We start from the raw sequence: 24,027 nt of genomic DNA, 5'->3' as shown, positions 1-24,027 counted from the left end.
ATTCAGCGGCGGCCCTTGAAGCCCATCATCCCCTGGACGACCGACTCGCTGGCCTCGGCGATCTCCGAGGCCTCGCGGGCGCGGTCGGCGCAGTCTTCGCAGAGCTTCTTGGTCTTGCCGTCGACCTTCACGCTGACGAGGGCGTCGACCTCGTCGCCGCACGCCTTGCAGACGGCCAAGCTATCGCTCCTCTTCCGGGGTACCGATCGAGCTCGGCGTCTCGGGCGAGGTCGTCTGCAGGTTGGGCGGCGGGGGCACGCTGGGCACGTCGGGGAGCGTCTCGCTCGGCGCGCGCATCGAGCGCTGCCACCCCTGCACGATCCCCTCGACCGAGCTCTTCACGAACTGCTCGAAATCGACCGGCTGCCGCCCGTTCCGGACGATCGTGCGGAGCTCGGGGTCGAACGAGAACGTCGTGTCGCGCTCCGCGGGGACGAACGCCACGATCGCGAGGGCCTGGCGATCGAGGCGGAAGCGGAGGACCGCCTCGCCGAGCCGCAGCCACACGTCGTCGCCCGTGACGCTTCCCGCCATGGGGAGCGCGTGGGCGCGGCCGAGCTCGAGCACGTACGTGATCTCGCTCCGAGCGCGGCCAAAGGCGATTTCAAGGGTGGTGCGCGCGTCGAGGGCCAAGGACGGAGTGCCCTTGTCACCGAGGAGCTTGTTGGCCAGGCGGCTGCGCCATTCATCCATGCGATTCGTCTCCGGTTTTTGCCTAGCGGGTGCGAGCGGGGGGGCGACGCGCGCGCCCACGGGGCGCAGCTGCGCCGCGACTGCTCGAAGGGTAGCATGTTCCACGCGACTCCTCTCGCGCTTCGGGGCGCACTTGCCCTAAGCTCCCTTTGCACCGCGGCTCGGCCCGCGGCCGACCGCTCGGACGCTCGCGCGCACCCTCGCGAGGCGCCCGGAAAGGATCTCTCATGGGCATCTTCGATCGCATGGGCAAGGTGATCTCCAGCAACGTCAACTCGTTCCTCGAGAAGGCCGAGGACGACGAGAAGCTGCTCGAGCTGAACCTCGAGGAGATGGCCGAGCAGCTGAAGCGCGGGCGCCAGGACGTGGTCAGCGCGGTCGCCGCCGAGAAGCAGCTCCGCAAGAAGCACGACGACCTCGTGAGCGAGGTCGAGAAGTGGGACAAGCGCGCCGAGCTGGCGATGAAGAGCGACGACGAGGCGCTCGCACGCGAAGCCATCAAGCAGAAGAAGCGCGTGTCCGGCGAGGTCGAGACGGTGGACAAGGCGCGCGTCGAGCAGCGCGACGCGGCGTTGAAGATGAAGGCGGAGCTGGAGCGCATGGAGCAGAAGCTCGAGGAGCTGAAGCTGCGCAAGGGCTCCATCGTGAGCAAGGCGCAGCAAGCGCGCGCGGCGAGCTCCTCGGAGGATGGCCTCGGCGCGAGGGGCGGCTCGAGCGCCTTCGCGAACTTCCGCGAGATGGAAGAGCGCATCGAGGACCGCGCGGCGCAGGGCTCGGCGATGGCGGAGGTCGAGGACGCCCTCGGCACCGGCAAGCGCGACGATCTGGAGGCGAAGTTCCGGGACCTCGAGCACTCGATCGGTAAGGACGGCAAGTCGGGCGGCGACGCCGACATCGACGCGGAGATCGCGGCCCTGAAGAAGCGGGTTCGGATCTGATCGTGCCGGGGGCACGCGCAGGCGGCGTTGGCGTTGGCGGGGCGCTGGGCCACGTTCTCGTCGACGCCCGGCCCAAGCGCACGCTACGGTGGGGGATCCCGTGAGCGACAAGCTTATCCTCTGTTGCCGATTCCCGAGCGCTGGCGTGCCCGCCCGCGGAAGGGGCTACCTCGAGCGCGCGCGCTCCCTCCTCGTGCGTGCGGAGGCCCGTGGCGGCACGCTGGTGGCGTGGGGCGCGGCGCGCATCTACTTCGCCTTCGAGCCCACCACCATCGACGACGTGATCGCGCTCGTGACGAAGCCCGGCGAGGAGACCCTGGAGGGCGAAGAGCGGTTCGCCTTCGGCGTCGCCCAGGGGACCATCGAGCAGGTGGCGAACGACGGCCTCCAGGCGAACCTCGCGTGGGGCCCCGCGCTGGTCGCTGCGGGGGCCCTCGCGATGGCCGGCCGCGCCGGCCAGGTGCACTTCGCGGACCGCGTGAAGGCCGTACGCAGGGGCGAGCTCGTGCTGAACGGTGGCAGGTTCGCGGAAGAGGCCGGCCTACGCCTCCGGGGGCTCGCGCTCGACGTGCAGCAGCCGTGGAAGCGCGACGCCGCGGCCTCCGTCAATCGTCTCGCTGACCCGTCGCTCGTCGGCGCCGAGGCCGACCGCGCGCTCGCCGTGCGTCCGGGCAACTACGGCGTGCTCGTCGCGCCGCGGGGCGCGGGGGGAACCCGGCGCCTCGGCGCCCTCGCCGCGAGCTTCGGCGACCGCGCGCTCCTCATGACGCCTGCGGGCGCTTCCCTCGAGCCGCTGGGCGCGCTCCGGCGCGCGGTCTCTCGGGCCATCCGCGACGACATGCCGCCGGCGCTCGCGCCGCACGCCGCCGCGCTCGAGTCGCTGCTCTCCGCGGAGCCGCTCGCGGCCGACGTGGCGGAGGACCTCGTGGTGGCGTTGATGGGCCCGCGGAGCCCAGGCGGCTCCCAGGGCGTCGTGCTCATCGACGACGCGGAGCTCGTCGATCCGGAGTCGCTCCAGGTGGTCGCGGCCGCCATGGTGAGCGCGCCAGGGCTCCCCGTGGTGCTGCGCATCGCGGCCGCCGCCAACATCCCCGCCCAGTTCATCGCGCGACGCGCACCCGAGGCGACCGTCGAGGTCGCGCCGCTCTCGCCCGAGGCCGCGATGGCGCTCGCGGGCGCGTTCACGGGGGGCGCGCTCACCGACGACGCGCGCAAGCGCTGGGCCACGCTCAGCGACGGGACGCCGCTCGGACTCCACGAGGCGCTCGCGCACGGGCTGCAGAGCGCCGAGCTCGCGTGGATCGGCGATCGCGCTTCGCCGCGCCGCAAGTCGTCGGGGCGCGGGAAGGCCCGACCGACGAGCCACTTCATCACGCTGCGCGCGCACGAGTGCTCGCCCGCCGCCCGCACGGTCCTCGCGGCCGTCGCGCTCCTCGGAGGTGAGGCGAGGGTCGAGCCGCTCGGCAAGATCATCGAGGCCGCGGGCCAGTCGCTCGGCGTCGAAGCCTGCGTCTCCGAGCTGCTCCGGTCCCGGTGGCTCCTGGCGCCCGAGCCCGGGTGGGTGGCGCTGCCGTCGCGCACCCACGTCACGGCGCTCGGGCAGCTCCTCGAGGCGCCGCTCGCGGCCGCGCTCCACCGCGCCGCCGCGGAGGTGATCGAAGAGACCGAGACGGGCTTCGCCAGGCTCGACGCCGTCGCTCACGCGGTCGCGGCCGGCGACCTGGCGCGCGCGCAGCGCATCGTGACGGTGCAGCAGCTCGGCCTCGGCCAGGCGCGCCACACCGGGGCCGCGACGCGCCTCCGCGCCATGGTGGATCTCGCGCCCGTCTCGTCCGTCATCGAGAGCACGGACGAGCACACCGCGGTCGAGCGCGAGCCGCTCGCCGAGGCGACCGCCGCCGAGCGCGTCGAGGAGCCCGCGCCCCCGCCCGCCAGCGAGCCCACCTTCGTGCTCCTGAAGGGAGGTCCTGCCTCCGCCCACATGTCGGCCTCGGTCCCCTCTCCGCTCAGCGACGGGATCGAGTCGAAGATCCCCACCCAGCAGAACCCGCAGGCGCTGCCTCCAGCGGACTCTGAGCCGCCCACCATCGCCGACGCGGCCCCCGTTCTCACGAGCCTCGCGCAGCTCCAGCGCACGCTCACGCCGCACCCCCGCGCCAAGGCCGCCCTGGCGCCGCCGACGCTGGCCGAGCAGCTCCGCGCGGCCCTCCAGGCCAATCAGCAAGACCAACTCGAGCGGCTGCTTTCGTCGGCGGGCGTCGGCGACGTCCTGGCGGAGCGCGTCCGCGCCATCGCCCGCCTGCGTCGCGGAGAGACCGGCGAGGCGCTCCGAGGTCTGCGGCGCGTGCGACACGGCCCAGAGGTGGGGGCCGGCACGCGCAGCCAGTCAGCCCTGGCGCTGGCCATCGCGTACGCCGCGGCCTCGCGATTCGAGGAGGCCCTCCTCGAGGGCTTGACCGCGCTCGCGCGGGCCAGGGAGGCGGGGCACCCTCGCGGCGAGCACGCCTGCCTCACGTTCCTTGGGCGGCTCTACGCGATGATGTCGCGCCCCGAGGAAGCCTCCCGCTTGCGGGAGGCCGCGGCGGGCGTCACCGTCGCCTGACCGTTTTTCGCGCGGAAGAGCTAGCAAACCCCCGCTTTTCGTGCGATCCCGTGCGCATGATCGGCAAGACGCGCCAGGGCATTCTCGACTCCATCTGCGATGCCGTCGGCGACACGCCGATGGTGCGCCTCGCGCGCGTCGGGCAGGGGCTCCCCTGCGAGCTGCTCGCAAAGTGCGAGTTCATGAACCCCGGCGGCTCCGTGAAGGACCGCATCGGCGTGCGCATGCTGCTCGACGCCGAGCGCGAAGGCCGCATCCAGGCGGGCGACACGCTCATCGAGCCCACCTCGGGCAACACGGGCATCGGGCTCGCCCTCGCGGCGGCCGTGCGTGGCTACCGGGTCATCATCACGATGCCCGAGAAGATGAGCCAGGAGAAGCAGGTGGTCCTCGAGGCGCTCGGCGCCGAGATCATCCGCACCCCCACCGAGGCCGCGTGGGACGCGCCCGAGAGCCACATCAGCGTGGCGCGGCGGCTCCGCGAGGTCATCCCGAACTCGCACATCCTCGATCAGTACGGCAACCCGTCGAACCCCCTCGCCCACGAGGAGGGCACCGCCACCGAGATCCTCTCGCAATGCGGAGGCCGGCTCGACGCGGTGGTCATGACCGCGGGCACCGGCGGCACCATCACCGGCGTCGCCCGAGGCATCAAGAAGGTGCTCCCCAGCTGCCAGATCATCGGCGTCGATCCTGAGGGCTCGCTGCTCGCCGGTCCGAGCGAGATCAAGAGCTACAAGGTCGAGGGCATCGGCTACGACTTCATCCCCGACGTGCTCGACGGTGGCGTGATCGACCGCTGGATCAAGTCGAACGATCGCGACTCGTTCCGGGTCGCGCGGCAGCTCATTCGCCAGGAGGGCTTGCTCGTCGGCGGCTCGTCGGGCGCGGCCGTGTGGGCCGCCCTCCAGGTGGCGCGCGGCATGTCCGCCGGCCAGCGCGTGGTGGTCGTGTTGCCCGACTCGATCCGCAATTACCTCTCCAAGTTCGTGAGCGACGCGTGGATGCGGCAGCACGGGCTCTCCGAGTCCGACTGGGAGCTCGGCACGATCGGCGATCTGCTCCGCGCGATGCCGAAGCGCGCCGTCGTCGCGACGCGCGTGGACTCCCCTCTGAAGGAGGCGATGGCGCTGTTCAAGGAGCACGGCATCTCTCAGCTGCCCGTGCTCGACGCGGGCAAGCTCGCGGGCATTCTCACGGAGACCGACCTCCTGTCGCACCTCGTCGACGGGCGCGTGACGGGCGACACCAAGGTGGCCGAGGTCATGGTGCGGCGGGTGTCCTCGATCGGCCTCGGCGCCAGCGCAGGGGAGCTCCCGCGCATCTTCGAGCGTGGCGAGGTGGCCCTCGTGACCGACGACGACCGGGCGGTGCTTGGCATCCTCACGAAGATGGATCTCATCGAGCTGCTCGCGTCGCGCCGGCCGACGCTCCCGCCGACGTCCTGAACCACGCGCCGCCGCGCCGAGCGGCCGAGCAGCCCGTTGATAAACTCCCGTCGCCCGCGCGCCGCCGCATCGGCACGGGCTTCGTTGCGATCCTCCGGTGCCTGCTCACCTACAAGAGTAGGCTCCGCCGGCTCCTCGGATCGCGCCTTCCCCGATGCCGCGCGGACGACGCGCGGGCTCGGTCCGTTTATCAACAGGCTGCTGGGTTCGCGTAGAGTGGCGCGATGCGACCTCGCCTCCGACCTAGCCCTCGCGGCGCGCTCTCGTCCGCGCTGCTCCTCGCGTGGAGCCTCGCTTGCTCCCCGACGCCGGCGCCCACGCCGGCCCCGGCGGCCCCGGCGCGCACGGCGCTCCCCACCGCGACGCCGGCCGACGCCTCGCCGGCCGACGCCTCGCTCGCCGACGCGTCCACTCCCCCCGCGCCCGCGTGGCCTCACGCGTCACCCGCCACCGTGCGGAGCGCCAAGGGGATGGTCGTGTCGGACAACGCGCTGGCCACGAAGGTCGGGCGCGACGTGCTCGCTCGCGGAGGCAACGCGGCCGACGCCGCGGTCGCGACGGCGTTCGCGCTCGCGGTCACGTACCCCACCGCCGGGAACCTCGGCGGCGGGGGCTTCGCGGTGACGCGATTCGGTGACAAACACCTGAAATCGTTGGATTTTCGAGAGACCGCGCCGGAGGCCGCGCGCCGCGACATGTACCTCGACGCGAGCGGCAAGCCCACCCGGGCCTCGGGCGAGGGCATCCTGTCCGCCGGCGTCCCGGGCAGCGTGGCCGGCCTCGCCGAGCTCCACAGGGTCCTCGGCTCCAAGAAGCTGACCTGGGCCGAGGTCGTGGCGCCCGCGATCGCGCTGGCCCGCGACGGGTTTGTCGTGGACGCGGCGTTCGTCCAGACCATCGAGCAGGCGGCCGAGCGCCTGAAGAAGTACCCCGCCTCCGCGGCGCTCTTTTTGCCGGGCGGAAAGCCACCCGCGCTCGGCTCCACGTGGAAGAACCCCGAGCTCGCGGCCGTGCTCGAGCGCGTCGCCGCGAGGGGCCCGAAGGGCTTCTACGAGGGCCCCACGGCGGCCGCGATCGTGGCGCAGATGAAGGCCGACAAGGGCATCATGACGGCCGCGGACCTCGCGAAATACAAGCCCAAGTGGCGCGCGCCGATCGAGTTCACCTACCGCGGCCACCGCGTCGCCTCGATGCCGCCTCCGTCGTCCGGCGGGCTCACGCTCGCGATGATCTGCCACATCCTCGAGGGCTACGAGCTCGGCAAGCTGCCCTGGCAGTCACCGGAGGAGCTCCACTACGTCTTCGAGGCGATGCGCCGCTCCTACGCCGCCCGCAACGCCCGGCTCGGCGATCCCGATTTCGTGAAGCTCCCGGTGGAGCGCCTGCTCTCCGACGCGTGGGCGAAGGAGCAGCGCGCGGGCATCGCCACCGACCGCGCCACGCCGTCGAGCGCGATCGCGGTGGACGGACCCGCGTCGGGCACGGGGCCGCACACCACCCACTTCTCCGTCGTCGACGGGCAGGGCGACGTGGTCGCGCTCACGACGACCATCAACTGGTGGTTCGGATCGGGCGTCACGGTCAAGGGCGCCGGCTTCGTGCTCAACAACGAGATGGACGACTTCGCCGCCGTGCCCGGCACAGCCAACGGGTTTGGCCTCGTGCAGGGGGAGCCGAACGCGGTCGCGCCGGGCAAGCGCATGCTCTCGTCGATGGCGCCGACCATCGTCACCGGCCCCGACGGCAAGGTCTTGCTCATCGCCGGCGCCGCCGGAGGGCCCACCATCATCACGGCCGTGCTCCAGCAGCTCACCGCGGTGATCGATCACGGCGTCGACGTGGGCGCGGCGGTGGGGGCGCCCCGGTTCCACATGCAGCACCTGCCCGACCAGGTCACCTACGAGACCGGTGGTCTCTTACCGCCCGCGCGCGCCCGCCTCGAGGGCATGGGGTACACGTTCAAAGAGCGCGGGCACATCGCCGACGCGCCCGCCATCGGGCGCTCCGGGCTCGAGTGGATCGGCGTCGCGGAGCCGAGGCGAGCCGGGGGTGGGGCCGCGGCGCCTTGACGGCGAGGGGCGCGCGGGATGGCTCCTTCAGCGGTAGGGGGTCTCGGCGCTCGTCTCGTCGATCCGCCGCTGGAGCGCTTCCGCGACCCAGGCCGCGTGCTCGCGCCGCGCGAACGCGTAGGGCAGGGGCACCGCGCGGCCATCGCGCAAGAGCACGTGGACCCGCTCGCCGGCCCAGGCGTCGGCGTTCGCGTCCAAGGCGAACCCGAGCAGCGCGGGGCGCGGATGCGACCGCTGCGACGCGGTGGTCCACGGGGGCAGGGGGCGCTCTTCCACGCAGAGTCCTCGTGGCCCCACCTCGACGTGCACATGGTTCACGAGGCCTCGGACGGCGAGGTACGTGGCCCCGAGGCCCGCCGAGAGCAGGAGGGCCAGTACGACGAAGATGGTGCCGCCATCGTTCTCCCACGCGATCACGAGCGCGCTCGCCACGAGCGCGTTCCACGCCATGGCGACGACGAGCACGCGGACCGCTGGCTCGCGTGGCCGGGTCAGGCGGAGCACGAGGGTGCCGTCGGGCAACAGCTCGTCGCGCTTCACGAGGCCCGTCGGGTCGGCCCGGGGCGCGGCGATCTGCGCCTCGCCGCACTCGCGGCACGCGGTGTGTGGCGCGGGCGCGGGGGCCCCCGCATCACCCACGCTCTGGCACCGAGGGCAGACGGCTCGCACGGCGTCCTCAGGCTAGCACCCGAGCTCGCGGCGGCCCAAGGCTGCCGCTCGCTTGCGGTGGCGTTCCCGCGCCGGCGGCATCGGGTCGCGCGCGTCCGCGGAGGTGCTACGGTCGGCGCGTGGATTCGACGACCCTCGCCGCCCTCGACGCCCTCCAGTCCGACCACCTCCGCGCCCTCACCGCCGCGTACGGGCGCATCGCCGAGCGGCACGGGCTCGCCGCCATCGTGGTGCACGGCGGTCGCCCGAAGTCCCGCTCGCGCTTCGACGACCAGTCGTTCGCGCTGCGCTCCACCCCGCACTTCCAGCACTGGCTCGCCCTGAACGAGCCCGACTGCGCGCTCATCGTCGCGCCCGGGCACACGCCGACCCTCGTGTGGCCGAGCGGCCTCGATTTCTGGGAGCGCCCACGCGCGCCGCTGACCACCGCGTTCGACCGCTCGCTGCGCGTCGAGCGGCCCCGGGCGTACGCTGCCGGTAAGGACCTGCTCCGCGACCTCGCGCCCACGGGCGCGATCGCCTTCGTGGGCGAGGACCCGGAGGCCGCAGCCGACTGGGGCCTCGACGCGACCGCGGAGAACCCCGCGACCCTCCTGCGCGACCTCGACGCGCTCCGCGTCACCAAGTCCGCGTACGAGCGCGCCTGCCTGGTCGAGGCGAACCGCGTGGCCGCGCTCGGGCACGAGGCGGTCCGCCGCGCGTTCGCGTCCGGTGACGCCTCGGAGCTCGAGCTTCACCTCGCGTTCCTCGGGGCGACCGCGCAGGACGACCCCGAGACGCCCTACAAGAACATCGTCGCCAAGGGGCGAAATGGCGCAATTCTTCATCATATCGCGTACTTGAGAGAGGGCAAGGGCGAGGAGTCCCTGCTGCTCGACGCGGGCGCGACGTTTCAGGGCTACTGCTCCGACATCACGCGCACCTGGGTGAAGGGCGCGAGCGCCGCGGCCTCGGCGTTCCTCGGGCTCGTCCAGGGCGTCGAGGCCCTCCAGCGTGATTTGTGCCTCGGCGCGGTCGCAGGGCTCCGCTACGAGGAGCTGCACGACGAGTCGCACCGGCGCGTGTCGACGGTGCTCGCCGATGTGGGGCTCGTGCGCCTCTCGCCCGACGAGATCTGCGCCCGCGGCATAAGCCGCCTCTTTTACCCGCACGGGCTCGGGCACTCGCTCGGCCTCCAGACCCACGACGTGGGGTGCGCGATCGAGCGCCCTCGCGGCGACAACCCGTTTCTGCGAAATACGGCGGTCATCGCCCCGGGGCAGGCCTTCACCGTCGAGCCGGGCGTGTATTTCATCGATCAGAAGCTCGCGGAGCTGCGCGAGGGGGCGAGCGCGGGCGCGGTGAGCTTCGCTCTGGTCGAAGCGCTCGGCGCGCTCGGCGGCGTGCGCATCGAGGACGACCTCTTCGTGGGGCCCGACGGCGGCGCCCCGGAGAACCTCACCCGCGCGTGGCTGCCGGTCGGCGGCGGCGCCGCGAGCTCGTAGCGACGCCCCGCCCACTACGGGATCGCGAAGCCGACGCCGATCAGCAGCGGCACCACGGCGGTGAGCGGGAGCCCCATGATCGCCGTGTGGTCGGCGCCCTCGATGCGCTCGAAGAGCGCGATGCCGAGCGCCTCGATGCGGTACGAGCCAGCGCAGTCGAACGGCCGATCGCGCTCCACGTAGCGCGCGATGGCGTCGGGGGTGAGCGTGCGCATGCGCATGCGGTGCACGTCGACGTGGGAGCGGTGCACGCCGTCGGGGGCGCGCAAGCTCACCGCGGTGACGATGCGGTGCTCGCGCCCGGAGAGGCGCGCGAGCTGGGCGCGTGCGCCCTCGTGCCCGCCGGGCTTGCCGAAGATTTTCCCGTCGAGGCTCACGACCTGATCGGAGCCCAGCACGAACGCGTCGGGGTGGGCGGCGGCGAGGCTCTCGGCCTTCGCCATGGCGAGCGTGAGGGCGATGCGCTCGTCGTAGCCACGCGCGCCCTCGTGCGCAGTCGCGGGCTCACGCGGGACCGCGCCCTCGACCGCGCGCTCGTCGCACCCGTGCGCCACCGCGCGGTACGTCACCCCGAGGCGGTCCATGAGCTCGATCCGGTAGCGCGACGTGGAGGCGAGGATGAGCTCGGAGCGAGGCGACGGAGGATGCGCGGAGAGGCCCACGAGCCCTCCGCCTACTTCGTATACGAGCGAGTGAAGAGGGTCGCGCCGGTGTCCGAGATGAACGACGCGGTGAGCTTCCTGCCTTCGATGACCACGTAGAGGAAGCTCAACGTCTCGGTCTGGAAATACGAGGCGTTTCGAGAGGTTAGCGTCGTGGCAGACGCGCCCGCGCCGGCCACGAGGAGCTCCGTGTTCGCGCCGCATTTGGGCGTGATCCACTGGCTCGAGTGATCATGCCCGCAGATGTAGACGTCGACCCGGCCGCAGATGTTGTCTTCGAGGAAGTCCTTCACGCCCTTGCCGTTCGCGACGGGCACGATGGGCAGGTTGTCGTAGGAGCCTGCGTTCCCGTGCGGGCCGTTCGACAGGTACGGGTGGTGACCGAACGCGATCTTCCAGGTCGACGTGGCCGCGGCGATCCAGCGGGGCACGTCGCGCGCTTGGTCGGACGCGAGGCTGAACATCATCATGTTCGTGTCGAGGCCGATGAGCTCCGCGTGCGCCGCCGTTCGGTGCCAGTACTTCGAGGGCAGCTTCCACTTGGTGGAGCGCGCGGTGTAATCGACCTGGTGCTGACCCCGCGTGAAGTCGGTGCCCGCGCCGCCCGCGCCGTAGTCGTGGTTGCCGAGCACCACCCAGAAGGGCGCCGCCACGCTCGCGTAGGGCACCTCGAAATGGCTCTGGAAGAGCGGATCGGTGGGCGAAGAGACGCCGCTGTCGTAGAAGTTGTCGCCGAGGAGCTGCACGAAGTCGCAGCCGTCCGCCGCACACTTCGCCGCGATCGCGGCGCCGACGGCGCGCTGGCCCGTGTTGGCCTTCCCCGTGTCGCCGAGCGCAGCGAAGCGGAGCACCGGCGGCGGCCCAGCGTCCGGCGGAGCGGCGTCGACGCTGGAGTCGGGGCCGCCGTCACGCGGCGGGCTCGCGTCGGGGGTCGCCGACGGCGGCGTGGACGGCGAAGGCGGCGGCGTGGACGCCGTAGAGGGCGTGGACGGCGCGCCGGATCCCGTCGCGCCGGGCGGAACCTGCGCGCTGGTCGCGGGGGCGTCGGCCCCGGGGCTCTCGTCGGGGGCGCCGCCGCCGCACGCCGCGCCGGCGGCTGCGACGGCCAGGAGGGTGAGGGCGGCGAGCGGGAGACGCGAGAGGCGGGGGTCGGCGGGGCGCCAGATCATCGAGGTGGCGTACGACCCGCCGAAGGGGGGGTCAAGGCGAAATGTGTCGCCGAGTCGCGGCCGGTGGCGCGCCGTCGAGCGAGACCCTCGGCGACGCGCCGTTCGCGGCCTACGAGCTCGTGCGCCACTCGCCGGCGCCGCGGCGCCCCGCGTCGGTCAGCGCTTGCCGTGGGCTCGTCGCCCCGGCTGCGCCGCGGCGATGAACTTGAGGCCGGAGAGCTTCTCCTGCGTGCGGTGCATGACCCACTCGGTGTCGAAGAGGAGCAGCGGGCGGCGCTCCACGTCGTACACGCACGCGATCGAGCCGCGCCGCACGATCTCTTCGGCGGTGAACTTCGCCGTGGGGGTCTCCTCGATCCAGCGCGCGTAGTTGTACGGCATTCGATCGAAGAGCGCGGGCACGCCGTACTCGGCCTTCAGCCGGTATTGCACGACGTCGAACTGGAGGGGGCCGACGGTGCCGAGGATCGGCTCGGCGTCGTTCTCGTCCCGGTCGAAGAGGAGGAGCACAGCGCCCTCGTCCGAGAGCTCCTCGAGGCCCTTCTTCAGCTGCTTGCGCTTCATCGGATCGGCCGAGCGCACCCGCACGAAGTGCTCCGGCGAGAAGCGCGGGATGCCGTCGAACTCCACGTCGGGGCCGGTGCTCAGCGCGTCGCCGATGCGGAGCACGCCGGGGTCCCACACGCCGACGATATCGCCCGAGTACGCCTCGTCGACGGTGACCCGCTCCTGGGCGAGGAAGTTCAGCGAGCGCGACAGCGTGAGCTTCTTCTTCGTGCGCACGTGGCGCACGTCCATGCCGCGCTCGAACTTGCCGGAGCAGATTCGCACGAACGCGATGCGATCGCGGTGCTGCGGGTCCATGTTCGCCTGGATCTTGAACACGAAGCCGGTGAAGTACTCGGCGTCCGCCGGGATCTCGACGTCGCCGGCGATGCGCGTGGTCGGCGACGGACAGAGCCCCATGAACCGGGCCAGGAACGGCTCCACGCCGAAGTTGTTCATCGCGCTGCCGAAGAACACGGGGGTGATTCGGCCCCGAAGGAAGGCCTCGCGATCGAAGGCGTTCCCCGCGGCGTCGAGCAGCTCGAGCTCGTCTCGCAGCTGCGCGTGCTGGGTCTCGCCCATCTCCTCCCTCAGCGTCGGATCGTCGAGGCTGCCGACCTCCATCGCGGCCTTGTGCCCGATGTCGTCGCCCTCCTCGAAGCGATAGAAGGTGGTGGTCTCGCGGTCGTACACCCCGCGGAACGACGGGCCCATGCCCACGGGCCAGGTCATCGGCGCGCAGGGGATGCCGAGCACCTGCTCGATCTCGTCGAGGAGATCGAGCGGCAGCTTCCCGGGGCGGTCAACCTTGTTGATGAACGTGACGATCGGGATGCCGCGCATGCGGCACACCTCGAAGAGCTTGATGGTCTGGGGCTCGACGCCCTTCACGCAGTCGATGAGCATGACCGCGCAGTCGGCGGCGGCGAGCGTGCGGTAGGTGTCCTCGCTGAAGTCGTTGTGGCCGGGCGTGTCGAGCAGGTTGAAGTGACAGCCGGCGTAGTCGAACTGGAGCACGCTCGTGCTGATCGAGATGCCGCGCTCCTTCTCGAGGGCCATCCAGTCGCTCGTCGCGTGGCGCGCCGCCCTCCGCGACTTGACCGACCCCGCGAGGTGGATCGCGCCGCCGTACAGCAGCAGCTTCTCGGTGAGCGTGGTCTTGCCCGCGTCCGGGTGCGAGATGATGGCGAAGGTGCGGCGCTTGGAGATGTGCGAGCGCAGGAGGGCGAGGTCCGACATGGTTTACGCGAGGTGGCGCGAGAGGTGGGCGCGAGCGGAGGCGCGGGATGGGCGCGAGAGTGGGCGCGGACGCCGCGCGCGCCCGCGGTGCTCTCACACCCGGGATCCCGCGTCAAGGCGAGCGAGGGGGACGGAGCGGCCGCAGATGGGCTATACACCGAGGAATGCGCGTTCTCCGCACCCTGGCTCGTGCCGCGCTGGCCCGTCACCTCGCGCTCGCGCCCTTCGCGGTGTCGGTGCTCGGGTGCAACGGCCGCGCGACCAAGGCCGACTGCGAGCAGATGCTCGACAAGTACCTCGACATGGTGATCGCCGACGACCCCGAGCTCGCGAAGCTGCCGCCTGCCCAGAAGCAGATCGCGCGCGACATGAAGCGCGCCGTGCGGAAGGCGCAGCCCTCCTACCGGAAGGTGTTCGAGCAGTGCGAGGCCGAGATCACCAAGAAGGAGCACCGGTGCGCGATGGCGGCGCCAAACCCCAACGTCTGGGAGTCGTGCATCGACTGACGCGGCGGTGGTGAAGGCGACGGCGGGGCTCGAGAGACCGCCGAGGCGGCGTGAACGACGGGCGGGTCGGTCGGACCCGCGGCAGGCTGCTAACGCTCTCCGCGCTTGGTCATCTTGCGGTGGAGGAGCCGCTTCTTCAGCGGGCCGAGCTTGTCGATCATGAGCACGCCATGGAGATGGTCGAGCTCGTGCTGGACGGCGATCGCGAGGAGGCCCTCGGCCTCGAGAGTGAAGGGCTCGCCGTCCCGTCCCAGGGCGTTCACGGTCACGCGCTCGGCCCGCACGATGTCCTCCTGCGCGCCCGGGAAGCTGAGGCACCCCTCGCCGAAGGTGGTCTCGCCGTCCTTCGCCACGATCTCGGGGTTGATGAACACCCGCAGATCACTCGGCTCTTCCTCGGTCGCGACGTCGATGAGAAAGAGCTGCAGCGCCTCGCCCACCTGCGGCGCGGCGAGCCCCACGCCCGGCGCCGCGTACATGGTCTCGGCCATGTCGTCGATGAGCCGGAGCAGCTCGGGGGTGACCGCGTCGATCTTCTTGCCGGGCTGACGCAGTCGCTCGTCGGGGTAATGCAGGATCGTGAGGATCATGATGGGAGAGGCCCTTTAGCGCAAAAATGGCCACAGCGCAGCGCTCTCGCAAGGTGCGGGCGGGGACCTTGGTGAATGTGCAGAATGCATGCACCCTCCGCTCCCCCCAAGCTCATGCGCCGCGTCGCGAGCTCATGCGCGGCGGACTACTCTTCGTCGGGGTAGGCGACGGGGCCGTGCACGTAGGCGTCGTCGCCGCAGCACTCCCACACGGGCCGCGTGATGCGGGGCGCCTCGGTGGGGGTCGCGGGGCCCTTCCAGTCGACCGCGCCTGGCCGACCGCGCGGACCGAACAGCGACGGCGCGATGAACGCGTGGAGCTCGTCCGCGAGTCGCCCGGCGAGGAAGCTGCCCGCGAGCTCGGCGCCGCCCTCGACCATCATGGAGACGATGCCGCGCTCGCCGAGCAGGCGCAGCGCGCTCTCGATGTCGACCCGGCCTGCGGTGGACTCGGGCGCCCGCAGCACGACGGCGCCGTGGCTCTGGAGCTCGGCCTCGGCCTTGGGGGAGGCGTCGAGCGAGCAGAGCACCACGAGGGGGATTTCGCGCGCGGAGGCGACGAGCTGGCCGTCGAGCGGCAGGCGCAGCGTGGTGTCGAAGACGACCCGCACCGGGCTCGTCCCCGGGCTGTCGCGCACGGTGAGGCGCGGGTCGTCGGCCACGACCGTGCCCACGCCGACGGCCACGGCGTCGTGTGAGGAGCGCAGCGCGTGCACCTTCGCCCGCGCTTCGGGGCCGGTGACCCACTTGCTCGCCCCGCTCCGCGTCGCGATGCGCCCGTCGAGGGTGAGCGCGAGCTTGAGCGAAACGTAAGGCAGACCGAGCGTGATGTGCTTCAGCCAGGGCGCCGCGAGCGCGTGTGCCGCGGCCTGGGACACGCCGGTGACCACCTGGATGCCGGCCTTCTGGAGGGCGTCGACGCCGCCGCCGCGCACGTGCGGGTTCGGGTCGAGCACGCCGACCACCACACACGCGACCCCCGCGGCGATGAGCGCGTCGGTGCAGGGCGGGGTCTTGCCGTGGTGGTTGCAGGGTTCGAGCGAGACGTAGACCGTCGCCCCGCGCGCCTCGCTGCCGGCGAGCCGGAGGGCGGCGAGCTCCGCGTGCTCCCCGCCGGCGCGCGCGTGGTGGGCCCGCGCGAGGATCTTGCCGTCCTTCACGACGAGCGCGCCCACGTGGGGGTTCGGCGAGGGGCGCCCGGAGCGGCCCTCCCCGATGGCCAGGGTCATCCACGCCTCGTGGTCGACCGCGGTCAAGGCGTCGCCTCGGGCGCGAGCGCCAGCGCTGCGCTCGGGTCAGGGTGAGGCGCTTCGGCGGCGCGTGGCCCGCCGTCCCGGGCGAGGGTCTCGAGCTCGGTGCGGAACTCGTCGATGTCACGAAACTGCCGGTAAACGCTCGCGAAACGGACGTAGGCCACGCCATCGGCGGTGCGCAGGCGGCGCATCACGGACTCGCCGAGCGCGCGCGAGGTGATCTCCTTCTCGCCCGAGTCCATCAGCTCGCGCTCGGTGGCGTCGGCCATCGCCTCGAGAGCCTCCAGTGAGACCGGGCGCTTCTCGCAGGCGCGGCGGAGCCCGCCGAGCAGCTTCTGGCGATCGAACGCCTCGCGCCGCATGTCCTTCTTGACCACGAGGGGCAGGACCTCCTCGACGCGCTCGTACGTGGTGAAGCGGCGGGCGCATGACTCGCACTCGCGGCGGCGGCGCACGACGTCGCCCTGTACGGAGGCGCGCGTGTCGGTCACCCGACTCTCGCCGTTCGCGCAGAAGGGGCACTTCATCGCGCACGCTCCGAGGCGGCCCCGGAGGCGGGCCGCGGTCGCCACGGTTCTGCGGGGATCTTCACGTTCGCGCGAGATACCACGCCCGAGGGCGCGTGGCACGCGGCGCGTCGCGTGGCGCTCACGCCGGCTCGATCTTCCCGACGCGCCGGTGGTGGCGCGCGTCGTCGGAGTGGGGCGCAGCGAGCCACGCCTCGGCGATCGCCAAGGCGAGCCCCGGGCCCACGACCCGCTCGCCCAGCGTGAGGACGTTCGAGTCGTTGTGCGACCGGCTCATCGAGGCGGTGTACGTGTCCGAGCAGTTTACGGCGCGGACGCCGGGGTGGCGGTTGGCGGCGATCGCCATGCCGACGCCCGTGCCACACACGAGGATCGCGCGCGGGAATTCGCCCGCGACGATGCCGCGCGCCGCGCGGTGGGCGAGGTCGGGGTAGTCGACCGACTCCGGGGTGTGCGTGCCGAGGTCGACGAGCGCGACGCCCTTGGCGAGCAGCGCGGCCTTGAGGGCCTCCTTGAGGGCGAGGCCGCCGTGGTCGGCGGCGAGGGCGAGCGCCGGCGCGGGCGTGTCGGCGCTCATGACTCGGCCCCGACGCGAGAGAGCACGAGCGAACAGTTGGTGCCGCCGAACCCGAACGAGTTGTTGAGGGCGTGCCGGATCGGGCGCTCGCGCGCCGTGTTCGCGACGTAGTCGAGGCGACACTCGGGGTCTTGGTCAACTAAGTTGATGGTTGGCGGGACCCGCCCGCGCGCGAGGGCCAGCGCGCACACGGCGCTCTCCAAGGCGCCCGCGGCGCCGAGCAGGTGGCCGGTCATCGACTTCGTGGAGCTCACCCAGAGCCCGTCGGCTTTGCGGTCCGTGGCGCGCGCGCCGAACGTGGTGGTGATGGCCTGCGACTCCGCGATGTCACCGATCGGTGTGGAGGTGCCGTGCGCGTTTACGTAGTCGATCGCGTCGGGCGCGAGGCCCGCGTCCTCCAGGGCCATGCGCATGGAGCGCACCGCGCCTGCACCCCCGGGGGCGATGGCCGTCAGGTGGTGGGCGTCGCTCGACGCGCCGTACCCGCTGACCTCCGCGTAGATCTTGGCGCCGCGCTTGCGGGCACGGCTCAGGGTCTCGAGCACCAGCACGCCTGCGCCCTCCCCGCAGAGGAAGCCGTCGCGACCGCGGTCGAACGGGCGGCTCGCCGCGGTTGGGTCGTCGTTGCGCTTCGAGAGGGCCATCATGGCCTCGAATCCGCCGATGCCGACCCCCGTGATGGTGGCCTCGGCGCCGCCCACGACCATGACCTCCATGCGGCGGTGACGCATCCACAGGAGGGCCTCTCCGATGGCGTGGGCGCCGCTCGAGCACGCGCTCGTTGTGCAGAACGACGGGCCGCGGAGGCCGTAGAGCATCGACAAGTGGCCTGCGGCGAGGTTCGCGATGATGCCCGGGATGCTGTAGGGGCTGATGCGCGTAGGCCCCTTCTCGATGAGCGTGGTCTTGGTGCGCTCGAGGGTCGCGAGGCCGCCGAGGCCCACGCCCACGAAACACCCGGCGCGATCGCGCTCTTCCTCGGCGAGCTCGAGGGCGGCGTCGGCGATGGCGAGCTTGCCCGCCGCGACCGCGAACTCGATGAAGCGGTCCATCTCCTTCAGCTTCTTCTTCTCGATGAAGCCCGCCCCAAGGGGGTCCCAGCCCTTGACCTCGGCTGCGATGCGCACGCGAAACTGGGAGGCGTCGAAGAGCGTGATGGGGCCGGCGCCGCTCTGGCCCTCGAGGAGGGCGTTCCAGGTGGGCTCGGTGCCGATGCCGACGGGGCTGATGAGGCCGACCCCGGTGATGACGACTCTTTCCATGTGCTCCCTCGGGCCCGGAGGCGTGAAGACGACGGTGACGCGGTGAGGTGGAGGCGCTTCGCTGCCAGATACGTCCAGCCGCACTCGAAGGCAAGCGACCGAATGCGCGACGGGCGCACGCGGCGCTCTGCCGTCGTGCGCCCGCGGAGGGACCAAGTGGATGTCGCTCGCTCGCGCGAGAGGCTACTTCTTGGCGTTCTTCTCGATGTAGTCGATCGCGTCCTGCACGGTGCGGATCTTCTCGGTGTCCTCGTCGGGGATGTCGATCTCGAAGGCCTCCTCGAACGCCAGCACGAGCTCCACGAGGCCGAGAGAGTCTGCGCCGAGATCTTCGATGAACGTCGATTCGGGCTTGATGTCCTTGTCGTCGACGTCGAGCTGCTCCTTGATGATGCGCTTGACTTCGCTGGGAATGTCCTGAGCCATTTCGTGCCCTCGGGGGTCGATGCTTCTTACGAAGAGGTGGGAAAGAACGGGGAGTCGGTTGGGCGCCTGCTGCGAGAGGAGCCCTCGAGGCGCCAGGCTCGCGGAGCGCCGGTGCGGACGCCGTCGGGGGCGTGCACCAAGTGAACGTGGGCGTTCTACCTCAATTCGGTCGCCTGGGAACCTCGTTTTTTAGACGCCGATGAGACGCACGCCGGGGGGATCGCTAGCTAGACGTACATGCCGCCGTTGACCCTGAGCACCTGGCCGGTCATGTAGGCGGCCTCGTCGCTCGCGAGGAAGGCGCAGGCGGCGGCGACGTCGTTGGCGGCGCCGATGCGCCCGAGCGGGATGGCCTTCAGCACCTGCTCCTTCATGGCCTCCGGCATGGCGTGGGTCATGTCGGTCTCGATGAAGCCGGGCGTGATCGCGTTCACCGTGATCTGACGCGACGCGAACTCGCGCGCGATCGACTTGGTGACGCCGAGGAGGGCGGCTTTCGTGGCGGCGTAGGCGGTCTGCCCTACGTTCCCCATCTCGGCGATGACGCTGGAGACGAAGATGATGCGCCCGGTCTTCGCGCGCATCATGACCTTCGTCGCGGCCTTCGCGCACGCGAGCGAGCCCTTCACGTTCACGTCGAACATGCGGCTCACGTCCTCGTCTTTCAGGCGCAGGAGCAGCCCGTCGATGGCGATGCCCGCGTTCGCGACGAGAATGTCGAGGCGCCCGAGCCGCTTGGCGATAGCGTCGATGGCGGCCTCCGAGGCCTTCGTGTCGGCGATGTCGAACGCGGCCGCCTCGGCCTTGCCGCCCCGGGCGACGATGCCCTCGACGACCTCGTTCGCCGCGGCCTCGCCGCGGACGTAGTTGACCACCACGGTCGCGCCCTGCGCCGCGAGCGCCTCACAGCACGCGCGCCCGATGCCGCGCGAGCCGCCGGTGACGATCGCAACCTTTCCGTCGAGTCGAAACATCCTGTCTCCTTCGCTGCTGGCCTACTCGTTCTCACGCGAGCCCGAGGAACGGGCCGACCGCCTCCACGCCCTCCGGATCGCTCACGCTGAGGACGGTCACGTCCTTCGCGATGCGCTTCAGGAGCCCGGCGAGCACCTTGCCCGGCCCGAGCTCGACGGCGTGGGTGACGCCCTCGGCGTGCATCAGCCGGACGGCCTGCTCCCAGCGCACCGCGCCGTCGACCTGGCGAACGAGCAGCTCCTTCACCCGCGAGGCCTCGCGGTTCGCCTTCGCGTCGACGTTCGCCACCACCGGAAAGACAAGATTGTTGACCACTACGCGATCGAGCTCGCTCGCGACCGAGGTGGCCGCGGGCGCCATGAGGGCGCAGTGGAAGGGGGCGCTCACCTTGAGCGGGATCGCCTTGCCCTTGGCCTCGGACGCGAGGGCCGACGCGCGCGCTACCGCGCGCTGGGTGCCCGCGATGACGACCTGCCCTGGCGCGTTGAAGTTGGCGCACGAGACGGTCTCGCCGGTGTCGGCGGCGGCTCGCTTGCAGAGGCCCTCGAGCGTCTCGCCGTCGAGGCCCATGATCGCCGCCATCGCGCCGGCGCCCTCGGGGACGGCCTCCTGCATCGCGCGGCCGCGCGCGCGCACGAGGCGCACGGCGTCGGGCAGGGCGAGCGCCTCGGCCGCGACGAGGGCGGAGTACTCGCCGAGCGAGTGCCCCGCGGCGTAGCTCGGGCTCGGCAGGGCAGGCCACCGCTCGCGCACCGCGGCCAGCGTGGCGATGCTCGTCGTGACGATCGCGGGCTGCGCGTTGGCGGTGCGCGTGAGCGCCTCCTCCGGGCCCTCGAAGATCATCGCCGAGAGCGGCTCATCTAGCGCCGCGTCTGCCGCCGCGAACACCTCGCGCGCGGCCGCCGAAGCCTCGTGCAGGCGACGCCCCATGCCGACGGTTTGTGCCCCCTGGCCGGGGAAGAGCCACGCGGTCTTCACGTTCCTTCGTCTCCTCGGCGGAGCACCTCGCCTCGCCGAGCGCGGAACCTAGCAGCCCTCGCGCGCGCTGTTCAACGCCCTCGCGCGCCTCGCTGGCCCACCTCCGTTTCGAGGGAGCTCTCCAACGCGACCGCGGACGCGCGAGCGTGGCGCGGTCAGCCGCCGCCAGCGTCGACCGGGGGAGGAGGCGCGGAGTCGGGCGGGGGCGTGGTCGTGGTCGTCGTGGTGGTGGGCTCGGTGGGCGTGGTCGAGTTCTCTTCCTTCTTGACGGGAGACTCGCGCCCGCCGCCCTGGTAGCCGCCACCCGAGTCGAAGACGCACGCGACGACCGAGGCGCCGAGCGCCACGACCGCCAGCCAGGCGAGGCCACGCCGCGGAGCGGAAGACTGCGAGGTTCGTCGTGCCGTACGCTGCACCATGAGGCTCTCCCGCGAGGTCATTTGCATACCCAGACCGCCGTAATGCTGCCGTCGCAGGTGCAGGTGCCGGCCGTGACCTGCGGCGGCCCGGCTTCGGGGATGCCCGCGCCACCCGCGGGGCACGAGCGGTTCTTCTCGTAGAAGCCGCCGCACCGCGCGCCGGGCTCGATGCGCTGGGGCGGGCAGGGTGCGAAGTTCACGTTGAAGGGCAGGGTCTCCTCGAGCTTGCCGTCGAGGTAGATTTCGCACTGGAAGCGACCCACCGGGAACGGCTTCACCTGCGGCGCCTCGCCCGCGTCCTTCGGGTCGGCGGGCTTGAGCTCGAGGACCTGTTTGCCGGCGCCTTGGAAGTCGGCGTAGGCGAGGATCACGTTCGTGTCGGTCGCCCGCACCGGCGGGTCCAGCGTGAGGATCTGGGTCTGCCGGATCAACATCTCGGTGGTCACGTTGGTGCGCGCGCCGCGCACCTCGACCGCGCAGACGATGTTCGTCGTGTCGCTGAAGAACTCGTTCCGCCGCCGCTCGCCGTCGATCGACATGTACGACTCGAAGATGCCGGCGGTCGCGATGGGGCACGCCGTGAGCGAGGCTGTCGCCGCGGCCCCCGCGGCGAGGAACGTGAGTGTCATGCCTACGCGGAGTTTGCGCGCCATTGGGTGCAGCTTAGCTGGGGTTGCCGGCCTCGGGGAAGCGTGACCTTCACAATCGTTCAGATGCCCAGCGCGGGGCCGCGCAGCCCGCGCAAGACGCAGGCGTCCGGCGGACGCGAGCCGTCGCAGGCGCCCGCCTGCGCCGAGGGCACCGTCTAAACGCGGACGACCGCGCCGCCCCAGGAGACGCCGGCGCCGAGCGCGCACATGACGACGCTGTCGCCCTCCTTCACCTTGCCGGAGCGCAGGCTCTCGTCGAGGAGGATGGGGATGCTCGCGCTCGAGGTGTTGCCCACTCGCTCGAGGTTCACGAGGATCTTCTCCTTCGGGACGCCGAGGCGGGTCGTGGCCTGGTCGATGATGCGGAGGTTCGCCTGGTGAGGACAGACCCAGTCGACCTCGTCGGGGGTCATGCCGGCCTTCTCCACGGCGGCTTTACTTGCAGAATACAGGCTCTTGATGGCCACCTTGAAGATGTCCTGGCCGCGCATGTGGACCTTGTGGGCCTTCGTCGCGAGCATGTCGGCCGAGGCCGGCGTGCGGCTGCCGCCGCCCGGGATCCACAGCGAGGCGGCGAGCTCGCCGTCCGAGTGGATACTGGACGCGAGCACGCCGCGGGGGCGGCCGAGGCTGTCGACCTTACCCTCCGAAGGGCCGAACACGGCGGCGCCGGCGCCGTCGCCGAAGAGCACGCACGTCGTGCGGTCCTCCCAGTCGACCACGCGCGAGAGCAGCTCGACGCCGATGACGAGGACGTGCTTGGCGACCCCGGTGCGAATCACACCGTCGGCCAGCGTGAGGCCGAACAGAAAGCCTGCGCACGCGGCGGAGATGTCGAAGGCGGGGCAGTGGCCGGCGCCGATTTTCTGCTGAACGAAGACCGCGGTCGCGGGCATGGGCATGTCCGGCGTGACGGTGCCCACGATGATCATGTCGAGGTCGGACGCCTTCAGGCCGGCCATCGTGAGCGCGGCCCGAGCGGCCTCGGCCGCCATGTCGCTCGTGACCATCTCGGGGCTGGCGATGCGCCGCTCGCGGATACCCGTGCGCTCCATGATCCACTGGTCGGAGGTGTCGACCATCCGCTCGATGTCGTGGTTCGTCCGGACGTTCGGCGGCAGGAAGTGGCCGGTGCCGAGGATGCGGGAGGCGGGCTGCAGCATGGGACTCTCGAGGGTGCGGGGCGCGCTGGCCTACTGACTAACAAAAAAGTCAATTGCTGGCTCGCACAAAACCGAGCACGGGCAAGAAGGGATCTTCCTGCCCGTGCCGTTGGAGTGCGCGGTCTGCGGGTGCGCTCAGCCGGCGGCCTCGGTCTTCTTGACGGAGCGTCCGCCGTAGAAGCCGCACGCGCCGCAGGCGCGGTGGGGGACCGAGGGCTCGCCACAGTTGGAGCAGGCGATGAGCTGCACCGGGACGACCTTGTCGTGGTTCGCGCGCCGCATGTTGCGCTTGGATCGGCTGGTTCGCCTCTTGGGGACGGCCACGGGGATGCTCCTTCGTCAGGTCTCTTCAGGACTTCTGGGGGGTCTTCCACCGCAGGAGCGGGAGAAGGCGAGGGTCAATCGGGTCACTCGGCGGGTCGGCCTCGGGACCGTTGGAAACGAGGGAAGGGCTCATACCCGGGCAGCCCTCGGAACACAAGGGAATCATCGGCGACTCGAGCAACAGCTCGTCGCGGACGAAGTCGTCGAGCACGACGGTCTCGCCATCGTAGGGCAGCGTGTCGCCCTCTTCACTGCCCACGATCTCCTCGTCGTCGCCGCGCGCCGTGGACGCGTTTGGCACGAAGATGACCGAGAAGCTGTTTGAAATCGAGATGTTGGCAGGGCCGAGGCAGCGCGCGCACGGCACGACGAGGTCGGCCTCGAGCGTACCTTGGGCGACGACGTCGGCGCCGCTCGGTGACAGGCGCACCTCGAGGGTGCCGTCGCGCTCCGAGGGCGTGACCTCACACCCCTCCATCGCGCCGCGGATCCACGCGGGGCGAATGGGGAAGGTGAAGCTCTTGCCGCCGGCGTCGAGCGAGGAGATGGGGACGGAGAACTCGTGAGGGGACATGGCGTGACCCGCGGTGCGGGCCGAACCGTGTACCCTCAGGTCCGCTCGCGCGCAAGCCGCGCGCGTTTCGCCGTGTCGGGTAGGCCTGGGAAGCCTGGCGCGTGGGCGCGACCTTCTGAGCGCGTAGGCACAAAGAGCGCGACGCGGTGACGGCTTCATCGGCGGCGTCCGGTGCACACGAACCTGGGCGGCGTGTCCCGCTCCAGCGTCGACCTCGCGCCCCAGCGCGCGCGAGGCGTACTGTCCGTACTCCGCAGGTCCGAGGCGCGCCCTACGAGCTTCGC

At 71.5% G+C, this 24,027-nt stretch carries 24 protein-coding genes; 6 read left to right on the top strand and 18 right to left on the bottom strand.

Features of this window, described 5'->3' with window-relative positions; all coding sequences use genetic code 11:
* Positions 1 to 2: 2 nt before the first annotated feature.
* Positions 3 to 179: a hypothetical protein gene (locus IPQ09_00200; GenBank protein MBL0192642.1), complete on the bottom strand. Its 177-nt coding sequence runs from the start codon at positions 177 to 179 to the stop codon at positions 3 to 5.
* A 1-nt stretch (position 180) separates the two neighbouring features.
* On the bottom strand, positions 181 to 693 hold the full coding sequence (locus tag IPQ09_00195; GenBank protein ID MBL0192641.1) for a hypothetical protein: 513 nt from the start codon (positions 691 to 693) through the stop codon (positions 181 to 183).
* A gap of 227 nt (positions 694 to 920) precedes the next feature.
* On the opposite strand from IPQ09_00195, the gene IPQ09_00190 reads away from it, so the two are divergent.
* From IPQ09_00190 to ggt, 4 genes are all read left to right on the top strand, one after another.
* Complete coding sequence (locus IPQ09_00190; GenBank protein MBL0192640.1) at positions 921 to 1,631, top strand: PspA/IM30 family protein; 711 nt, start codon at positions 921 to 923, stop codon at positions 1,629 to 1,631.
* Between the two features lie 100 nt (positions 1,632 to 1,731).
* Positions 1,732 to 4,233, top strand: a complete 2,502-nt coding sequence (locus IPQ09_00185; GenBank protein MBL0192639.1) for a hypothetical protein — start codon at positions 1,732 to 1,734, stop codon at positions 4,231 to 4,233.
* A gap of 56 nt (positions 4,234 to 4,289) precedes the next feature.
* The gene (locus tag IPQ09_00180) at positions 4,290 to 5,681 is read left to right on the top strand and encodes a cystathionine beta-synthase (protein ID MBL0192638.1); all 1,392 of its coding nucleotides are present in this window, start codon (positions 4,290 to 4,292) and stop codon (positions 5,679 to 5,681) included.
* A 224-nt stretch (positions 5,682 to 5,905) separates the two neighbouring features.
* Entirely contained in the window at positions 5,906 to 7,750 is a 1,845-nt protein-coding gene (gene ggt, locus IPQ09_00175) for a gamma-glutamyltransferase (GenBank protein MBL0192637.1), read from the top strand.
* 27 nt (positions 7,751 to 7,777) lie between these two features.
* Here the strand turns inward: ggt and IPQ09_00170 are convergent, their stop codons facing one another.
* Positions 7,778 to 8,419: a hypothetical protein gene (locus IPQ09_00170; GenBank protein ID MBL0192636.1), complete on the bottom strand. Its 642-nt coding sequence runs from the start codon at positions 8,417 to 8,419 to the stop codon at positions 7,778 to 7,780.
* Between the two features lie 119 nt (positions 8,420 to 8,538).
* Here IPQ09_00170 and pepQ point away from each other — a divergent pair, with 119 nt between their 5' ends.
* Positions 8,539 to 9,903, top strand: a complete 1,365-nt coding sequence (gene pepQ / locus IPQ09_00165) for a Xaa-Pro dipeptidase (protein MBL0192635.1) — start codon at positions 8,539 to 8,541, stop codon at positions 9,901 to 9,903.
* Positions 9,904 to 9,917: 14 nt separating this feature from the next.
* Here the strand turns inward: pepQ and maf are convergent, their stop codons facing one another.
* Positions 9,918 to 10,769, bottom strand: a complete 852-nt coding sequence (maf, locus tag IPQ09_00160; protein ID MBL0192634.1) for a septum formation protein Maf — start codon at positions 10,767 to 10,769, stop codon at positions 9,918 to 9,920.
* A 1,121-nt stretch (positions 10,770 to 11,890) separates the two neighbouring features.
* A complete protein-coding gene (locus IPQ09_00155; GenBank protein ID MBL0192633.1) occupies positions 11,891 to 13,519 on the bottom strand; it encodes a peptide chain release factor 3 in 1,629 nt (542 codons plus the stop codon).
* Between the two features lie 164 nt (positions 13,520 to 13,683).
* Between IPQ09_00155 and IPQ09_00150 the strand changes: the two genes are divergently transcribed.
* Positions 13,684 to 14,025 carry a hypothetical protein gene (locus IPQ09_00150; GenBank protein ID MBL0192632.1) on the top strand — a complete coding sequence of 114 codons (342 nt, stop codon included), beginning with the start codon at positions 13,684 to 13,686 and terminating at the stop codon, positions 14,023 to 14,025.
* 89 nt (positions 14,026 to 14,114) lie between these two features.
* Here the strand turns inward: IPQ09_00150 and def are convergent, their stop codons facing one another.
* The 13 genes from def to IPQ09_00085 form a co-directional block, all read right to left on the bottom strand.
* Entirely contained in the window at positions 14,115 to 14,618 is a 504-nt protein-coding gene (def, locus tag IPQ09_00145) for a peptide deformylase (GenBank protein ID MBL0192631.1), read from the bottom strand.
* Positions 14,619 to 14,761: 143 nt separating this feature from the next.
* Complete coding sequence (gene ribD, locus IPQ09_00140) at positions 14,762 to 15,844, bottom strand: bifunctional diaminohydroxyphosphoribosylaminopyrimidine deaminase/5-amino-6-(5-phosphoribosylamino)uracil reductase RibD (GenBank protein ID MBL0192630.1); 1,083 nt, start codon at positions 15,842 to 15,844, stop codon at positions 14,762 to 14,764.
* 23 nt (positions 15,845 to 15,867) lie between these two features.
* Entirely contained in the window at positions 15,868 to 16,395 is a 528-nt protein-coding gene (nrdR, locus tag IPQ09_00135) for a transcriptional repressor NrdR (protein MBL0192629.1), read from the bottom strand.
* Between the two features lie 121 nt (positions 16,396 to 16,516).
* On the bottom strand, positions 16,517 to 16,972 hold the full coding sequence (gene rpiB, locus IPQ09_00130; protein ID MBL0192628.1) for a ribose 5-phosphate isomerase B: 456 nt from the start codon (positions 16,970 to 16,972) through the stop codon (positions 16,517 to 16,519).
* On the bottom strand, positions 16,969 to 18,234 hold the full coding sequence (gene fabF / locus IPQ09_00125) for a beta-ketoacyl-ACP synthase II (GenBank protein MBL0192627.1): 1,266 nt from the start codon (positions 18,232 to 18,234) through the stop codon (positions 16,969 to 16,971). The genes rpiB and fabF overlap by 4 nt, the downstream gene beginning before the upstream one ends.
* 183 nt (positions 18,235 to 18,417) lie before the next feature.
* Positions 18,418 to 18,660 (bottom strand): acyl carrier protein, encoded by a 243-nt coding sequence (gene acpP, locus IPQ09_00120; protein ID MBL0192626.1) that lies wholly within the window; start codon positions 18,658 to 18,660, stop codon positions 18,418 to 18,420.
* Between the two features lie 227 nt (positions 18,661 to 18,887).
* Positions 18,888 to 19,634, bottom strand: a complete 747-nt coding sequence (locus IPQ09_00115) for a 3-oxoacyl-ACP reductase FabG (GenBank protein ID MBL0192625.1) — start codon at positions 19,632 to 19,634, stop codon at positions 18,888 to 18,890.
* Between the two features lie 31 nt (positions 19,635 to 19,665).
* Positions 19,666 to 20,613 carry an ACP S-malonyltransferase gene (fabD, locus tag IPQ09_00110; GenBank protein ID MBL0192624.1) on the bottom strand — a complete coding sequence of 316 codons (948 nt, stop codon included), beginning with the start codon at positions 20,611 to 20,613 and terminating at the stop codon, positions 19,666 to 19,668.
* A 155-nt stretch (positions 20,614 to 20,768) separates the two neighbouring features.
* Entirely contained in the window at positions 20,769 to 21,032 is a 264-nt protein-coding gene (locus IPQ09_00105) for a hypothetical protein (GenBank protein MBL0192623.1), read from the bottom strand.
* A gap of 17 nt (positions 21,033 to 21,049) precedes the next feature.
* Positions 21,050 to 21,685, bottom strand: coding sequence for a hypothetical protein (locus IPQ09_00100; protein MBL0192622.1), 636 nt, complete (start codon positions 21,683 to 21,685; stop codon positions 21,050 to 21,052).
* A gap of 152 nt (positions 21,686 to 21,837) precedes the next feature.
* A complete protein-coding gene (locus IPQ09_00095; protein ID MBL0192621.1) occupies positions 21,838 to 22,845 on the bottom strand; it encodes a ketoacyl-ACP synthase III in 1,008 nt (335 codons plus the stop codon).
* A gap of 135 nt (positions 22,846 to 22,980) precedes the next feature.
* Entirely contained in the window at positions 22,981 to 23,169 is a 189-nt protein-coding gene (gene rpmF / locus IPQ09_00090; protein ID MBL0192620.1) for a 50S ribosomal protein L32, read from the bottom strand.
* Between the two features lie 25 nt (positions 23,170 to 23,194).
* Positions 23,195 to 23,743 carry a DUF177 domain-containing protein gene (locus IPQ09_00085; protein MBL0192619.1) on the bottom strand — a complete coding sequence of 183 codons (549 nt, stop codon included), beginning with the start codon at positions 23,741 to 23,743 and terminating at the stop codon, positions 23,195 to 23,197.
* Positions 23,744 to 24,027 lie beyond the last annotated feature (284 nt).

The sequence above is a fragment of the Myxococcales bacterium genome, from assembly GCA_016720545.1.
Taxonomy (GTDB): Bacteria; Myxococcota_A; Polyangia; order Polyangiales; family Polyangiaceae; genus JAAFHV01.
The sequence above is the reverse complement of the archived record's forward strand: the minus strand, read 5'-3'. Positions and strand labels throughout refer to the sequence as shown.

What these genes read in the sequence shown, in the direction of transcription:
- IPQ09_00195 (MBL0192641.1), bottom strand. Translation starts at nt 693, where the DNA reads ATGGATGAATGGCGCAGCCGCCTGGCCAACAAGCTCCTCGGTGACAAG.
- IPQ09_00190 (MBL0192640.1), top strand. Translation starts at nt 921, where the DNA reads ATGGGCATCTTCGATCGCATGGGCAAGGTGATCTCCAGCAACGTCAAC.
- IPQ09_00180 (MBL0192638.1), top strand. Translation starts at nt 4,290, where the DNA reads ATGATCGGCAAGACGCGCCAGGGCATTCTCGACTCCATCTGCGATGCC.
- ggt (MBL0192637.1), top strand. Translation starts at nt 5,906, where the DNA reads ATGCGACCTCGCCTCCGACCTAGCCCTCGCGGCGCGCTCTCGTCCGCG.
- maf (MBL0192634.1), bottom strand. Translation starts at nt 10,769, where the DNA reads ATGCGGCGCGAACACGGAGCTCCTCGTGGCCGGCGCGGGCGCGTCTGC.
- IPQ09_00155 (MBL0192633.1), bottom strand. Translation starts at nt 13,519, where the DNA reads ATGTCGGACCTCGCCCTCCTGCGCTCGCACATCTCCAAGCGCCGCACC.
- IPQ09_00150 (MBL0192632.1), top strand. Translation starts at nt 13,684, where the DNA reads ATGCGCGTTCTCCGCACCCTGGCTCGTGCCGCGCTGGCCCGTCACCTC.
- ribD (MBL0192630.1), bottom strand. Translation starts at nt 15,844, where the DNA reads ATGACCCTGGCCATCGGGGAGGGCCGCTCCGGGCGCCCCTCGCCGAAC.
- nrdR (MBL0192629.1), bottom strand. Translation starts at nt 16,395, where the DNA reads ATGAAGTGCCCCTTCTGCGCGAACGGCGAGAGTCGGGTGACCGACACG.
- rpiB (MBL0192628.1), bottom strand. Translation starts at nt 16,972, where the DNA reads ATGAGCGCCGACACGCCCGCGCCGGCGCTCGCCCTCGCCGCCGACCAC.
- fabF (MBL0192627.1), bottom strand. Translation starts at nt 18,234, where the DNA reads ATGGAAAGAGTCGTCATCACCGGGGTCGGCCTCATCAGCCCCGTCGGC.
- acpP (MBL0192626.1), bottom strand. Translation starts at nt 18,660, where the DNA reads ATGGCTCAGGACATTCCCAGCGAAGTCAAGCGCATCATCAAGGAGCAG.
- IPQ09_00115 (MBL0192625.1), bottom strand. Translation starts at nt 19,634, where the DNA reads ATGTTTCGACTCGACGGAAAGGTTGCGATCGTCACCGGCGGCTCGCGC.
- IPQ09_00105 (MBL0192623.1), bottom strand. Translation starts at nt 21,032, where the DNA reads ATGGTGCAGCGTACGGCACGACGAACCTCGCAGTCTTCCGCTCCGCGG.
- IPQ09_00100 (MBL0192622.1), bottom strand. Translation starts at nt 21,685, where the DNA reads ATGGCGCGCAAACTCCGCGTAGGCATGACACTCACGTTCCTCGCCGCG.
- IPQ09_00095 (MBL0192621.1), bottom strand. Translation starts at nt 22,845, where the DNA reads ATGCTGCAGCCCGCCTCCCGCATCCTCGGCACCGGCCACTTCCTGCCG.
- IPQ09_00085 (MBL0192619.1), bottom strand. Translation starts at nt 23,743, where the DNA reads ATGTCCCCTCACGAGTTCTCCGTCCCCATCTCCTCGCTCGACGCCGGC.